This is a genomic window from Halomonas profundus, from assembly GCF_020865425.1.
Classification (GTDB): Bacteria; Pseudomonadota; Gammaproteobacteria; order Pseudomonadales; family Halomonadaceae; genus Vreelandella; species Vreelandella titanicae.
On record NZ_CP086344.1, the window covers coordinates 789,204 to 803,342 of the forward strand.

Here is a 14,139-nt window from a genome sequence, read left to right on the forward strand (position 1 = left end):
TCATGCTGATTATTGCCCAGCACGGTGAAATCTTTATCATCCTGGCCTGTTTGTTTGGCTTTTTCATGGCCTGGGGCGTTGGCGCCAACGACGTGGCCAATGCCATGGGAACCTCGGTGGGGTCGAAAGCGATCACCATCAAACAGGCTATCCTGATTGCGGTCATTTTTGAATTCCTGGGTGCCTGGCTAGCCGGTGGCGAAGTTACCAATACGATCCGTAAAGGTATTATCGACCCCGAACTGCTACAGGACGACCCACAATTGCTGGTCTACGGCATGCTGGCAGCCCTGCTGGCGGCGGGGACATGGCTGCTGGTGGCCTCCATGAAAGGCTGGCCGGTTTCCACGACGCACTCGATTGTCGGCGCGATCGTAGGCTTTGCGGTTGCAGGGCTAGGTCCTGCCACGGTGGACTGGGGTGCGGTAGGCAAGATTGCCGCCAGTTGGGTGGTCTCCCCCTTGTTGGCAGGTACCATCGGTTTCGTGCTGTTTAAATCGGTACACCACCTGATTTTCGAGGACGACAACCCGTTCACGGCCGCCAAACGCTACGTACCCGGTTATGTGTTTCTGGTGGGCTTCATCGTTTCGATGGTCACGCTGACCAAAGGGTTATCTCATGTGGGGTTGGATCTAACCTTCAATCAGAGCCTGTTGCTGTCGATCCTGCTGGGCCTGGTGATTATGGGCATTGGCCTGATCATGCAGCGGCGTATCAAGTTTGAGCACAATACCAACGACCACTTCGGCTATGCCAACGTTGAGCGTGTGTTCGGCGTGCTGATGATCTTCACTGCCTGTGCCATGGCCTTTGCCCACGGTTCTAACGATGTGGCGAATGCGGTTGGCCCACTGGCGGCAGTCATCAGCGTGGTGCAAACCGGCGGTGAAATTGGCGGCTCTGCACTGGTGCCCTGGTGGGTGCTGGTACTTGGCGGCAGCGGTATCGTGGTGGGGCTGGTCACCTACGGTCATAAAGTCATCGCTACCGTGGGTACCGGGATTACGGAACTGACCCCCAGCCGTGGCTTTGCCGCTACCCTGGCGGCAGCCACGACGGTGGTGCTGGCCTCGGGCACTGGCCTGCCGATTTCCACCACCCACACCCTGGTCGGCGCGATTCTTGGGGTGGGGTTGGCACGCGGCATGGCGGCATTGAACCTGCGGGTCATCGGCACGATTGCCATGTCGTGGCTGATCACGCTACCAGCAGGCGCTGGCCTGGCGATTCTGTTCTTCTTCATGTTCAAGGGCATGTTCGGCTAACGAATAATAAGCAGCACGTTGTAAACGTAGTACGCCAAGGCTCGAAAGGCTTTAGAAGCATCTGAGCGATAAGATCACAGCGGCATCTTCATGTTTATCTGCATTAGATTGAGCAGATTTGCATTTGAAGGTGCCGCTGTTTTTCGTGCTCTGGTAAAGTAACTGGAGATTGTTTTTGAAATTGTTTTTGAGATTGTTTCTTTCACCTGCTGCCGGAGAGCGGCCCTTGGATACGCGCTTCCCCTTTGTTGATTGGTTTCGTAACGCTTCCCCCTACATCAATGCCCACCGGGGGCGAACCTTTGTCATCTTAATTGAAGGCGAAGCCATGGCGTCTGGCCGAGGGGAGCAACTGATTCAGGATTTGGCGCTGCTGCATACCCTGGGTGTGCGACTGGTCGTCGTGTTCGGCATTCGCCCCCAGGTGCACGAGTCGCTAACCGCCGCTGGCGTAGAGCCCACGCGCATCGATGGCCGCTGGGTCGCGGATCGCGCGGTGATGGCTCATGTTGAGCAGGTAGCTGCCCACCAGCGGCTATGGCTTGAAGCGCGGCTCTCCCTTGGCCTGCCCAGCACGCCGCTGCACGGTGTGGAATTGAGCGTGATCTCCGGCAATCTGGTGACCGCCAAGCCATTAGGCGTGCGCGAAGGGGTGGATTTCGACCACAGCGGCGAAGTACGCCGGGTGCGTGCCAGCGCCATTGAAGGCCTGCTGGAAAAAGGCTCGCTGGTGCTACTGCCACCGCTCGGGTTCTCCAGTACCGGCGAGGTGTTTGATCTGGATGCCTCTGAAGTCGCTCAACACGCCGCCGTGGCGCTGAAAGCCGATAAGCTGATTTTGCTGGGGGAATCCGAAGGCTTGGAAGATGAGCAGGGCGCGCTGCTGCGCCAGCTTTCGCCAGCGGAGGCCGAGCCGCGTTTAAGCGCCGCGGTGCCAGGTAGCGAGCTAGCCCGCCACTTACAGGCCGCCTGCACAGCCGCACGGGAAGGCGTGGCGCGCACGCACCTGCTTTCCTGGCGCAACCACGATGCCCTGCTGGGTGAGTTGTTCACCCGCGACGGCGTGGGCACCATGATTACCCAGCACCGCTACGAACAGCTGCGCCCGGCCACGCTCAACGATGTAGCGGGCTTGCTGGAACTGCTGGAACCGCTTGAGCGCCGGGGCATGCTGGTAGCGCGCTCAAGAGAGCGCCTGGAGCATGAAATCGATGACTACATGGTGATTGAGCGTGACGGCATGGTGATTGGCTGCGCCGCGCTGCATGTATTTACGGATACCAGCATTGCCGAACTCGCCTGCGTGGCGGTGCACGACAGCTACCGCGGTGGCGAGCGGGGCGAGCGCCTGGTGGAAGCCATGGAGCGCCGCGCCCGCCAGCGCGGCTTAACTGAAGTTTTCGTGCTGACGACCCACACCGCCCACTGGTTTGTGGAACACGGCTTCCGCGCCGCCAGCCTGGAAGACCTACCCCCGCTGAAACGCGAAACCTACAATCACGCCCGTAAATCGAAGGTGTTGGTTAAGCAATTAGCGTAATTCGCTTATTAGCAGATCTGGATTAGCTGGTTTAACGTGGCATTAGCGAAAACAGCTCCGGCTGTTTTTGCGCTTCTTGTTGAATAGTGTCGTCAATCGGTGTGTCGTAGGTTTTGAGCAGATAGCCCAGCACCGAATAAAAACCCACCATGGCGATCAGGTCGATCACTGCTTTGCGTCCAATCGCCTCGGCAAGTTCTGCTTCCTGCTCCTTGGTCAGCATGCGCTCATCGAATAACGCATCCACGGCATTGACGATAAGACCGTCAACGCCTTCGGGAGTACCGCGAATAGCCGTGATCCGGTGTTCGGAGAATCCCAGGGCGAGTGCACGACTAACATGATGAGCCCACTCGTAGGCAGAGCCCATACGCAAACCCGCGCGTAAAATCACCACTTCAGTCAGTTCCGGGCCTAACGCATTCTCCTTAACAACGTGTTGGCGCAAGGGCGCCCACGCTCTAAGCAAGGCCGGGTGATGGGCCATGGTGCGATAAACGTTGAGTGCGCCAGCAAAGCCCTCGCGTAAATCAGGGATCTCCTCAGGCCAGTCGGCGTCGGAAACAGGCGGGCAGGGAGAAGAGTGCATGGGTGGTCTCCTTTCAGTCGTCATTCAAATCTTAGTTTAGATAGCTGTTGAGTGAGTTATTACTCTGCGATGGCGGCGGTTATGGCCTCGGCAATACGCTCAATGATCAGGTCTACTTCGTCAGGCGCAATGATATAGGGCGGAGCCAGCAAGATATGATCACCGTTAATGCCATCAATAGTGCCGCCCATCGGGTAGCTGATCAGGCCACGCGCCATGGCCTGTCGCTTGATCTTGGCGTAAATCTTTCTAGCCGGATCGAAAGGCGTTTTGCTCTCCCTGTCCGCGACAATCTCGATACCGCGAAACAAGCCCCTGCCGCGAATATCGCCCACATGGGGGGATGCGCCGAGCGCCGCTTCAAGGCCGCTCTGTAACCTCGTGCCCATGGCATTGACGTTCGCCAGCGTCTCCGGCCGTGCAATGATCTCAACCACTTTGTTGGCGGCCGCGGCGGCCACAGGGTGCCCAAGATAGGTATGGCCATGCTGAAACAGCCCAGACCCATTGGCAAAACTGGCGTAGATGTTGGCCGATAGCATCACCGCGCCGATAGGCTGATAACCGCCGCCCAAACCCTTGGCAATCGTGACGATATCCGGGACTACCCCATCTTGTTCGCAGGCGAAGACGGTGCCAGTTCTTCCCATGCCGCACATCACTTCGTCGAGGATCAGCAGTACGCCGTATTTATCGCAAATGCTACGTACGCGTTTGAAGTAATCCGCCTCAGAAGCGACCGCCCCTAAGGTGGCACCGACGATGGGTTCGGCAACGAAGGCCATGACTTCTTCAGGGCCAAGTCCCAGAATCTTTGCCTCAAGCTCCTCGGCAAGCCGTGCCGCGTAGGCCTCGGGCGTCTCATCGGTGCCCTTGTCGCGATACGCATAGCAGGGCGATACATGGTGGGTTTCTGGCAGGATGGGCTGAAACTGCTGGCGCCGCATGGCATTGCCACCGGTTGCCAACGCGCCGATGGTATTGCCGTGGTAGCTCTGGCGTCTGGCAATGATATGCCGTCGCTGGGGCTGATTAATCTCTACAAAGTACTGCCGGGCCATTTTCAGCGCCGCTTCGACGGCTTCTGACCCACCCGACACCAAGTAGACGTAATCCAGCCCTGCGGGGGCTAAATCCACGAGCTTTTCGGCAAGTGCTTCGGCGGCATCGGTAGTGAAAAATGAGGTGTGGGCGTAACAGAGGCTATCGATCTGTGAGCGCATGGCGGCCAGCACTTCCGGGTGGGCGTGCCCGACGCTGGTGACTGCAGCGCCTCCCGACCCATCCAGATAGCGACGCCCCGTGGTATCCGTGATATAGACGCCCTGTGCCGACGCAGCATGAGGTAGCTGCGCCCCGATACCGCGGTGAAGAATACGCGTCATAGCCTCTTTCCCTCATTATCAAACGGTGAGTAATTCATATGACAATGAGATTGGCACACTCACAAAGATATTTGCAACAAATAAATCATTTAAATATAGTGTGAAACATGTAGATCATATCTTCACAGAGCCAACCGACTATTTCTTCACAGAGCCAACTACTATGCAGCCGAGCGATTCCCTAAGAGAGCAGATTATTGCCCAGTACGATGCCATGTCTGCGCAGCTGCAACAGGCCGCTCGCTACGTGCTTGAGCATCCAGAGGAAGTGGCGCTGGTGTCCATGCGCGAGGTGGCGCGCCTAGCGGGTGTGCAACCCGCCACCATGACACGGCTTGCCAAATTCTTGGGGTTGCCAGGGTACGACGAACTTCGGGCGCAGCATGCAGCGGCGTTACGTCAGGGGAGCGATGGTTTTGCGGCCAAGGTTCGCCAGCGGGTAGATGAAGGCAGTGAAAGGGGAGCCTGCGATACCGCTTCGCATATGCTTCAGGGGCTAAGTGCCCAGCTTGCTAAGCTCTGCGAGCCTGATTCGCTGCGGCAGCTGGAAGCCACCGCCACTAGGCTGAGATCAGCGAGAAAGGTATACGTGCTGGGTTTACGTTCCTGCCATGCCGTTGCCTGGCATTTCCATTACGTGATGACCCTGCTGGGCGAGCGCTCGGTTCACCTGGATGGGCCTGGGGGAACCGGCGGAGATGGACTAATTCGTGCCACATCTGAGGATGTATTGCTCGTTATCTCCATCAAACCTTATGCAACAGGGACGCTGGAACTGGCCCAACTGGCAAAAGATAAGGGGGCAGGCATTGTTTCTATCACCGATAGTGAAGTGTCGCCGCTGGTGGGGATGTCAGCGCAGACGATTCTATGCCCCACGGAAACCGATAGCTTTTTTCACACGCTAACCCCGGCATTAGCCGTCTCCGAAGTGCTGTGCAGTTTATTGGCGGAATTCGATAGGCCTAAGACGCTAGACGCTTTGCAGCAAGCGGATGAACACCTCTCGCATCTCAATACGTATGCGACGGCTATCCCCAGGCGGCAGTGAGAAGCGAGGCCAGTCAGTCATTTTGATCTGGGTAGATCATTACTTAAGCCGACCAGCGTTTTGTCATTCATGCAACAGGCAAGCGCTTCGCTATGGGCGGCCATGGTGATTCCCTTTGCGCTGTATAATCACTTCCAATCCCATTAGATCCAAAACATCGAGTACTTTTTGTAGCTGCAGGGTTGGCTTGCCGCGCTCAAGATCGACGATAAAGCGGTTGCCTGTACCCGCAAGCCCGGCAATATCACTTTGCAGCAATGATTGATCACGCCGGGTTTGTTGAACTAGCTTGCCCAGCTCTTCACTGTTGCGAATACGTTTTGCGCTCTCTATCTGGGAGGTCATAGCGACTGTCCAATAAAATTACCGTACGGTAATGATAGACCATATTAGTGATCAAAACGCTATGATTATTCCCGATCGGTAATTTTCAGTGATTAGAGAGGCTTTCTGGAAGGAAATATTCCCGAGCGGGAATATTTTGGCGTTGCCGTGATTGTATGAACAGTGTTCTAACAAAAGGGTGGCTCAAAGCCACCCCGGGAATGCGCGCTATATCTTATATAAGAAACGCTTAGGTATTTAAGATAACGCCGCCATTCAGGTGCATGGTCTGGCCACTCATGTAGGAAGACTCCTCGCTGGCCAGATAGACATAGGCAGGGCCCATTTCGCTGGGCTGCCCGGCGCGTTTCATGGGCACCTGGCCGCCGAATGACGCTACCTTCTCATCTTCAAAGCTGGCAGGAATCAGCGGGGTCCATACCGGCCCTGGCGCTACGGCATTCACGCGAATGCCACGATCCATCAGCGACATCGCCAATGAACGCACCAGCCCCTGAATAGCGCCCTTGGTGGCGGTGTAATCGATCAGCGTGTCGTTGCCCTTAAAGGCATTGATCGATGAGGTGGCGATAATGGTGTCGCCTTCGCTGAGGTGCGGCAGGGCAGATTTGCTCAGATAGAAGTGGCTGAAGATATTGGTCTGGAAGGTGCGCAGCAGTTGATCATCGGGGATCTCGGTAATGTCGTCCCAGTCGTACTGCTCTGCGGCGTTGTTGATGACGATATTGATCTTGCCGAAGTGGTCGAGGGTGCGCTTGACGATCTCGCGGCAAAACGCTGGCGCTGCCACATCGCCTTTCAAAACCAAGCAGCGACGACCTTCGGCTTCCACCAGCCGCTTGGTCTCTTCTGCATCTTTGGTTTCTTTAAGATGCACGATCACGCTGTCGGCACCTTCGCGGGCATAGTGAACGGCGACTGAACGCCCTATGCCGCTGTCGCCACCGGTAATAATCGCGACCTTGTCCAGTAACTTATCGGCGCCCCGGTAGCTTTCACGGATGTATTCGGGCTCCGGGCGCATGACGTATTCATCACCAGGCTGTTTATCCTGATGCTGGGGTGGTTGGTGTTGATCACTCATGTGCGGTCACTCCATTGTTGGCACAATTTGGTTTGCACATACGGTTAGTCATCGTAAAACATCACTTACTAACCACTGTTCAGGCCCTCGTATCCTCGAGTACCTTACACGCTGTAAACGTAGACCAAGGTAGTAACAACGGCAAACCAGGAAGCGAACGCTGAGCAATAAAACGGTTGGTCATGCAGAGAAATGATAGTGGCAGGTTATTGATGCTATCAATATTGCTAATGTAGCTGCTATAAAGCTATTTACTTGTTTTAAGTGTTTGTTTTAAATATTGTTTAATTGCAGTTATGTCGTGAGTGCTTATGAGGGTGAATTGCAAGTTGAAGGGGAAGGGCTACAGTTAAGTCAGCCAGGGATAGGAGGCACCACGAACGCCTCCCACTCTTTCGCTCACCCACTACGGTAAGGAAGAAGCGATGACTCAAGTTCCCGATAAAGACCAGAAAGCCCCTAAAGAGAAGGATGACCACCATGATGAGGCCAATCCGATGCCGGATACTCATCATGTAAACCCGGAGTCCGATGACGATAAAAAGTCAGGCAGGGATACCAAGAAATAATCTATGCAACACTGTTTCTATGCAGAATTGTTTAGGCCAACGCAAAACAACAAAGGCGCTACTTCCGGTAGCGCCTTTTCTATTAGCGCTAAACCTCTATGTTGATAGAGGACGTTGATACGGAAACGTCACCTAGCGAGGTAGGCAGTAACTGCCCCAATGAGGAGTAGAGGGCCTCAGAAGTGGATGCTGCCACCGCTCGATCAGTCTTTTCCATGGCTTCTTCAGCTTTCTTTAGCTCACGACGAGCTTCTTTATCTTCTTCATTCAGCCGAACCTTAAGTTCGTTAACTGCTTCGCGCAGCGCTTTTTGGGCGTCAGTCAGTACGCCGCGTAGTGCGTGTTCACTAGCGCTGGGGCCATTGGATTTCGAGCGGTTGTCTTCATTCTGAATGAGGTTAGGTAGGCTTGGTAATACGCCGAGCTCGGTGGATTCATCGCTTTCAGGCTCGCCCGCTGCCTTCTCGGCCTCTTGCTCAGCAGCCTTCTCAGCATCATCTTCGGCTGTTTGCGCACTGGCTTCGGCTTGCTGCGCGTCACTGGAAACCGTTGCCTGGGCGCTCTCATCGCCACCCGCCGGGGCCCCGGCTGATTCGGCCCCGCTGGTTTGAGCCACGGCCGGTTGAGCTGCTGTCGTGGGAACTGCTGGCGTTGCAACCACGGACGGGATAGCGGTCATGCCTGCACCACCGCCACCTTGGTTGTTCAACAGCTTAGCCGCACCGGCAAGCTCACGGGCGATGCTCTTGAGCTCCTTGGCCATGTTTTTAAGCTGTTCAGGAGAGGCGAAGGCCATCATGGCTTTCAGCATTTCAATCCGCTGACGCAGGAAGCCCACTTTATCGGTGGCCTGCTGCTGGGAGGCTTCCTTTGGCGTAGGTAGCGACGCCAAGCTTTCCAGCGCTTCCTGCTGCTTTTTAAGCCGCTTTGTGAACGGGTCGTCTTCAGCAGGCTCGCTTTTTTGGGGGGCGACGCGGGTAGGCGTTAAAAACTGCGGCTTATCTTGGCGCTGATTAATTAGTGTAAAAGACGAAAATCCAATCTTCATGGCGGTATCCTCTCCTCATTGTTAGAAGATATCGGCCATTTAGCTTAGGTCTTTAACCCCAGGTCTTTAACCCCCGGTCTTTAACCCCCGGACTTTAGACGCCGCTTAACTTCCACGCTTAGCCTGCCTTCACCTAGCTTCAGTTTCAGCTTCTGGCCGGGCTGGGTATCTTCCGCGCGGCGAATGACCTGGCCCTGCTCATCCTGGGCAATCGCATAGCCGCGCCCCAGCACCGCCAGCGGGCTGACCGCGTTTAACTCCCGCGCCGCGGCTTTCAAGCGTGCCTGTCGGCTCTCCAACTGGCGCTGAATCGCACTCCCCAAACGGCGCTGTAACTGGCTCACACGTTCGCTTTCTGCGCGATGCAACCGCGCCATATCCTGGCTGGCCAAGCGCCTGCTCAGCTGTGTCACCTGGGCTTTCTGCTGGCCGAGCGTTAACTGCATGGCGCGATTCAAGCGCTGATCAAGGGCGGTTAAGTGCTGGCGCTGACGGTTGAGCTGTTCGCCGGGGTGGCGCAGCTTGGCGCGCAGGGTATCCAGCCGCTGGCTGTCGCGCTCCAGGCGGGCCTGCATCGCCCTCTGCAAACGGCTGTGTTGATGTTCAAGCTGGCGCTTAAGGGTGTGTTGGTCGGGAACCAAGCGTTCGGCGGCGGCCGATGGGGTGGGCGCGCGCATGTCTGCGGCAAAATCCGCCAGGGTAATATCTACCTCGTGACCCACCGCCGACATCACCGGCAGCCGGGAGTGAAAAATCGCCCGTGCCAAGTGTTCGTTATTAAACGCCCAGAGGTCTTCCAGGCTACCGCCACCGCGAGTGATCAGAATCACGTCCCGCTCAGGGTCTAGCCGCGCCTGACGGTTAAGCAGCGCCAGTGCTGAAATCATCGCCGGGGCGGCTTCGGCACCTTGAACGGGCACCGGGATCAGCGTCACGTCCGCCAGCGGCCAGCGCGCTTCCAGTACCGCCAGCACATCGCGAATGGCTGCCCCGGTGGCGGAGCTCAATATCAGCAGCTTGCGGGGCGGGAAGGGCAGCGGTCGGGCGTTGGCAAACACGCCTTCGCCTTCCAGCTGCGCTTTTAAGCGCTCAAACGCCGCCAGCAGTTCCCCCAGGCCCGCCGCCTGCACGGCTTCGGCAATTAGCTGGTAGTCACCGCGAGGTTCGAACAGTGATACCCGCCCGCGCAGCTTGACCTGATCGCCATCGCGCATCGGCGCCGACACAAACCGCGCCCGCTGACGAAACAGCGCACAGCGAATCTGCGCCCGGTCATCCTTCAACGTGAAATAAACATGCCCGGAAGCGGGGCGAGAAACGTTAGAGAGCTCGCCCTCTACCCACACCTCGCCCACATCGCGCTCGAGGGTTTGCTTGGCGCGCTGGTTGAGTTGGCTGACGGAGAGTGTTTGGGCGGGTGTTTGGGTCATGGCGGATATCTGAATGCAGGGCACTGTAGCCTAGCATCAAATACTAGCTCTCATCGAATATAGAGCGGGGCAAATTCGTTGCCCCGCAAGCGCTATCGATGCTGAGAACGTCGACGAATCCATTCGCCGGGAAGGGTTAGCAACAAGCAGCAACACATCATTAGCAGCGCAAGAAGAGCAACAGAAGCCATATCAGACCCTGCGTCGGAAATATTGCTGTAAAGCAGGAGCGGCAGCAGGTTGATCTGTGAACCGGTAAGCGCCAGGGCCGTACCATAGGCGCCAAAAGCCACTGCAGCACAAAGGCTCCAAGAGGAGATCAACGCAGGCAGTAACGGCGGTAGGTACACGTCACGAATTTGCTGCCACCGAGAGGCACCGAAGCTTTCGGCCATCACCAGTTGGCGGCGGTCAAGCCCTTGAACCACCGGCAGCATCAGTAACACCACGCGGGGTACCAAGAAGTAGGCATACACCAACACCAATCCCTGTGGGGTATACACAAAGCGGCCAAACCATGCCGGGTCTACGCCCAGCGATGCCAGGGACAGTGTGATAAAGCCTGCCCGCCCCAACAAGAGGATAAAACCATATGCCACAATCAAGCCGCTGAAAATCAGCGGGAGAGAGATCAGCCAAAGAAGAAAAAAGCGTCGCCGTTCCGGCTGATGATAGAGAAACTCAGCAATCACGACACCAACGATGACCGACAAGAGCGCAGTGCTAATTGATAAAGCAACGCTGGTTATTAGGCTTTTAAACACCAGCCCTTCGTCAAGAAGACGAGCACCCGTGACCAAAGGTGACTCAAGTGCTGCAATGATTAGCAGTGTCAGCGGCACCATAAAAAAAAGCGTGTAAATAATGCCGCTGGGTAGAACCAGCGGCAAAACGCTAAAAAAGCGCAGACGAGGCATGGCGTGGCCTTATTGATTAAGGACGTGCTGAGTCCACTGGTGGCTGAGGTCAGCGCTAATGCTCGACGCTTTTTGCACATCCAGCGGGCGAATCTGCGGTGCCTCTACCAGCGTGTCGGGCAGCTCGATATCTCCGTTGACAGGGCGAACAAATCCTTCCGCAAAGGTACGTTGCCCCTCGTCCGACATGACATAGTTGAGCCATAGACGCCCGGCATTCGGGTTTGGCCCGTTCTTGACCAGTGAAATAGCGTACGGCGCTGCGACCGACGCCTCTTCGGGGATCACCACCGCTGCGTTGTCGCCCATGCCATCGGTAATGCTGGCTTTTAGACCGTCGTTTTCATAGCCGATCCAGATAGGAATTTCACCGCGCACGAACTGTGCATAGGGCGTGGTACCAACCACACGGGCAACATTACCGATGCGGCTCAATTCCGCAAGATAATCGATGCCCGGGGTTAAATTATCGAGATCGCCCCCCATTGCATAGTTGGCGGCCAGGGTAAGAACTTGGCCTTGCCCGGTCGAGCGCGGGTCAAGGTACACAATGCTGTTACGGTACTGCTCATCGAGCAGGTCTTCCCAGCTTTGCGGCACTTCATCGACTAACTGCGTATTAACGATAAAGGCCACGTTCAAGGAGTGGATCGTGAACCACTCACCCGCGTCTGCTTTGAAGACATTGGGAATGCTGTCGAAATTGATGGGGGTAAAGGGGCTTAACAGCTCTTTCTCATGCGCATTAATTGCTGAAGAAGCGTAGTAGTAGGCGGTATCGGCCTGGGGGCGGTTGCGGGCCTGCTCCAAAGCGACCACGGTGGCACCCGAGCCCAGGTCGTTAAAGACAATCTGAACGCCGGGGTAGCGCTCTGTAAAACGGTTAAACTGGCTTTGCCAATTGGCCCAGGTTGGGCCGGTATCAAATGATACAACCAGCCCTTCTTCCTGGGCGGCATCGTAGAGTGCTTGTTCGCCGTCGTAGAGCTCAGCGTCAAGCGTGTTAGCCGCATACGCCGATAAAGGCAGCAGGCTAAGGGCGGAGAGTAGGCCGTAAGCAAAAGAGCGTTTCATGGTAGTACCTCAGCGATTGAACAGGTGGATATGTGTGGGAGGAAGCGCCACGTGAGTGATGATTTCCGGCGGTGAAGCCGACTCAAGCGACAACGTGGTAGTGCCGCAGAGAAGGTAGTGACGTTGCTGGGCGCCCAGAAACTGCCTCTCTATCACCGTGGCAGGTGCCTGGTTAGCGATATCGCTAGCTGGGTTGGCAATAATGGCTTCGGGACGAATCATGGCGCGCACGGTTTGCCCCACTGTAAAGGCGTGTGGTGCCACTTCCAGGATGCCCAGGTCGGCGGTTTCAATCCGCTGCGAATCAAGTACCTGAGCGTCGATAAAGTTGGTGCGACCAATGAAACGTGCCACGGCTTCACTCACAGGCTGCGTGTAAAGCTGGTGGGGCGCGCTGTGTTGAAGGAGCTTGCCCTGTTCAAGCACGGCAACGTGATCGCCCAGCATCAGCGCCTCTTCTTGATCATGGGTGATCATCAGCGTGGTGACGCCGAATTGACGCTGTATATGCTTGAGCTCCTGGCGCATCGACTCCCGCCGGGAAGCGTCGAGCGCCGAAAACGGTTCGTCGAGCAGAAGGGCACGGGGCTCGAATACCAGCGCGCGTGCAATGGCCACTCGCTGCTGCTGGCCACCAGAAAGCTGGGATGGATAGCAATGTTCCAACGCCTCAAGGCCTACATCATGGAGGATCTTGCGGGCGCGTCGGTGGCGCTCTCCTTGGCGAACACCTTTAACCTTAAGCGGGTAGGCGACGTTGCCAAGCACCGTCATATGGTTGAAGAGCACATAATCCTGCGGCACGATTCCCAGCCCGCGCTCGCCGCAAGAGAGTTGGGTAACATCCTGATGATCAAGTAGAACGCGCCCTTGAAGCGGGGTGAGGAAGCCCGCGATAAGCTGTAACAGCGTACTTTTTCCCGATCCGCTGGCACCCACCACCACAAGAAATTCGCCCGTTTCTACCTGCAGGTTGATGTCGTGAACACCCACGCTGCTATGGGGGTAGTGGAACTGGATGTTTTCTAGCGCAATCATTGCGGTAACTCCCGGGAAGAGGATCGGCCCAGCCGCCACTGCACCAGGGTGGAAAACAGCGAGAACAGCAGAGCGAGTGAGAGCAGAAACAGCGTTGCGGCGCAGGCGAAGCCTGTGGTGCGGTAAAACGCTTGGATCAACACCACCGGGTAGGGCTGGGTCATAAAACCTGAAATCAGGTTGCTCAGCTCAAACTCGCCAATGGACAGCGCCGCAACCGTTAAGCTGCCGGTAAATACCGAGCGGTATACCAGCGGCAAATAGAGATGCACAAAACGTTGCCACTCGGCTGCCCCAAGGGATTGAGCCATGCGTTCATAGGCTTTGAGGGGAGAGGCTTCGATATCGGCATACACGGTGTAAAAAAGTAGGGAAACGTCACCACCACATGCCCTGCCACTAGCAGCCAGGGGCTGCCTAGCCAGGGCAGCATGGCCGTGCTAAAAGCCAGAATGAAAGCAAAGCCTATGACCAACTGGGGAACGGCTACCGGCAGCATGACCAGAAGACGCGTGATGCTCTGAGCCACAGCAGGGAATTTAAGCGTTACGCCATATACCAGCGGTACGACTAATAATATATTGATCAGACAGGTGGTTAAGGCCAGTTTGAGCGTCGTCAACATGGCGTTTCGATAGGTGGTTTCTTCCCATACGCTGATAAACCAACGCCAGGTTAACCCCTCAGGTAGCAGCGTATTGCTCCACTGGTCGCCGAAAGCGCCTACGAGCAGTAGGACGATAGGGGCCAACAGGTAAACCAAGTAGCAATAAGTGATCAGTCGCATATCTGGCCCCTAAC

At 56.3% G+C, this 14,139-nt stretch carries 15 protein-coding genes; 4 read left to right on the plus strand and 11 right to left on the minus strand.

The features are described 5' to 3' along the window. Positions 1-2 precede the first annotated feature (2 nt). Complete coding sequence (locus tag LMS44_RS03695) at positions 3-1,268, plus strand: inorganic phosphate transporter (RefSeq protein WP_009286797.1); 1,266 nt, start codon at positions 3-5, stop codon at positions 1,266-1,268. A 226-nt stretch (positions 1,269-1,494) separates the two neighbouring features. Then, on the plus strand, positions 1,495-2,808 hold the full coding sequence (argA, locus tag LMS44_RS03700) for an amino-acid N-acetyltransferase (RefSeq protein WP_039858750.1): 1,314 nt from the start codon (positions 1,495-1,497) through the stop codon (positions 2,806-2,808). Between the two features lie 31 nt (positions 2,809-2,839). Here argA and LMS44_RS03705 read toward each other — a convergent pair whose 3' ends face one another. Together LMS44_RS03705 and LMS44_RS03710 are read right to left on the minus strand one after the other, a co-directional pair. Next, on the minus strand, positions 2,840-3,397 hold the full coding sequence (locus LMS44_RS03705; RefSeq protein WP_039858752.1) for a carboxymuconolactone decarboxylase family protein: 558 nt from the start codon (positions 3,395-3,397) through the stop codon (positions 2,840-2,842). A 59-nt stretch (positions 3,398-3,456) separates the two neighbouring features. Further along, positions 3,457-4,782 (minus strand): aspartate aminotransferase family protein, encoded by a 1,326-nt coding sequence (locus LMS44_RS03710; protein ID WP_009286799.1) that lies wholly within the window; start codon positions 4,780-4,782, stop codon positions 3,457-3,459. A 163-nt stretch (positions 4,783-4,945) separates the two neighbouring features. Here LMS44_RS03710 and LMS44_RS03715 point away from each other — a divergent pair, with 163 nt between their 5' ends. Then, the gene (locus tag LMS44_RS03715) at positions 4,946-5,833 is read left to right on the plus strand and encodes a MurR/RpiR family transcriptional regulator (protein WP_414123722.1); all 888 of its coding nucleotides are present in this window, start codon (positions 4,946-4,948) and stop codon (positions 5,831-5,833) included. Between the two features lie 90 nt (positions 5,834-5,923). Here LMS44_RS03715 and LMS44_RS03720 read toward each other — a convergent pair whose 3' ends face one another. Both LMS44_RS03720 and LMS44_RS03725 read right to left on the minus strand, forming a co-directional pair. Continuing rightward, positions 5,924-6,178, minus strand: a complete 255-nt coding sequence (locus LMS44_RS03720) for a helix-turn-helix domain-containing protein (RefSeq protein ID WP_041157636.1) — start codon at positions 6,176-6,178, stop codon at positions 5,924-5,926. Positions 6,179-6,407: 229 nt separating this feature from the next. Beyond that, positions 6,408-7,262 (minus strand): SDR family oxidoreductase, encoded by an 855-nt coding sequence (locus tag LMS44_RS03725; protein ID WP_039858755.1) that lies wholly within the window; start codon positions 7,260-7,262, stop codon positions 6,408-6,410. Between the two features lie 425 nt (positions 7,263-7,687). Here LMS44_RS03725 and LMS44_RS03730 point away from each other — a divergent pair, with 425 nt between their 5' ends. Continuing rightward, entirely contained in the window at positions 7,688-7,831 is a 144-nt protein-coding gene (locus tag LMS44_RS03730) for a hypothetical protein (protein ID WP_022519932.1), read from the plus strand. Positions 7,832-7,919: 88 nt separating this feature from the next. Here the strand turns inward: LMS44_RS03730 and LMS44_RS03735 are convergent, their stop codons facing one another. From LMS44_RS03735 to LMS44_RS03765, 7 genes are all read right to left on the minus strand, one after another. Then, positions 7,920-8,879, minus strand: a complete 960-nt coding sequence (locus tag LMS44_RS03735; protein WP_498946843.1) for a hypothetical protein — start codon at positions 8,877-8,879, stop codon at positions 7,920-7,922. Positions 8,880-8,959: 80 nt separating this feature from the next. Next, positions 8,960-10,309 carry an exodeoxyribonuclease VII large subunit gene (gene xseA, locus LMS44_RS03740; protein WP_039858757.1) on the minus strand — a complete coding sequence of 450 codons (1,350 nt, stop codon included), beginning with the start codon at positions 10,307-10,309 and terminating at the stop codon, positions 8,960-8,962. 92 nt (positions 10,310-10,401) lie between these two features. After that, positions 10,402-11,226, minus strand: coding sequence for an ABC transporter permease (locus LMS44_RS03745; protein WP_009286803.1), 825 nt, complete (start codon positions 11,224-11,226; stop codon positions 10,402-10,404). Between the two features lie 9 nt (positions 11,227-11,235). Continuing rightward, a complete protein-coding gene (locus LMS44_RS03750; protein ID WP_009286804.1) occupies positions 11,236-12,300 on the minus strand; it encodes an extracellular solute-binding protein in 1,065 nt (354 codons plus the stop codon). Between the two features lie 9 nt (positions 12,301-12,309). Further along, on the minus strand, positions 12,310-13,338 hold the full coding sequence (locus LMS44_RS03755; protein ID WP_039858759.1) for an ABC transporter ATP-binding protein: 1,029 nt from the start codon (positions 13,336-13,338) through the stop codon (positions 12,310-12,312). Next, on the minus strand, positions 13,335-13,610 hold the full coding sequence (locus LMS44_RS03760) for a hypothetical protein (RefSeq protein ID WP_498946847.1): 276 nt from the start codon (positions 13,608-13,610) through the stop codon (positions 13,335-13,337). The genes LMS44_RS03755 and LMS44_RS03760 overlap by 4 nt, the downstream gene beginning before the upstream one ends. Next, entirely contained in the window at positions 13,559-14,125 is a 567-nt protein-coding gene (locus tag LMS44_RS03765; protein ID WP_498946849.1) for an ABC transporter permease, read from the minus strand. Before LMS44_RS03765 ends, LMS44_RS03760 begins: the two co-directional genes overlap by 52 nt. Positions 14,126-14,139 lie beyond the last annotated feature (14 nt).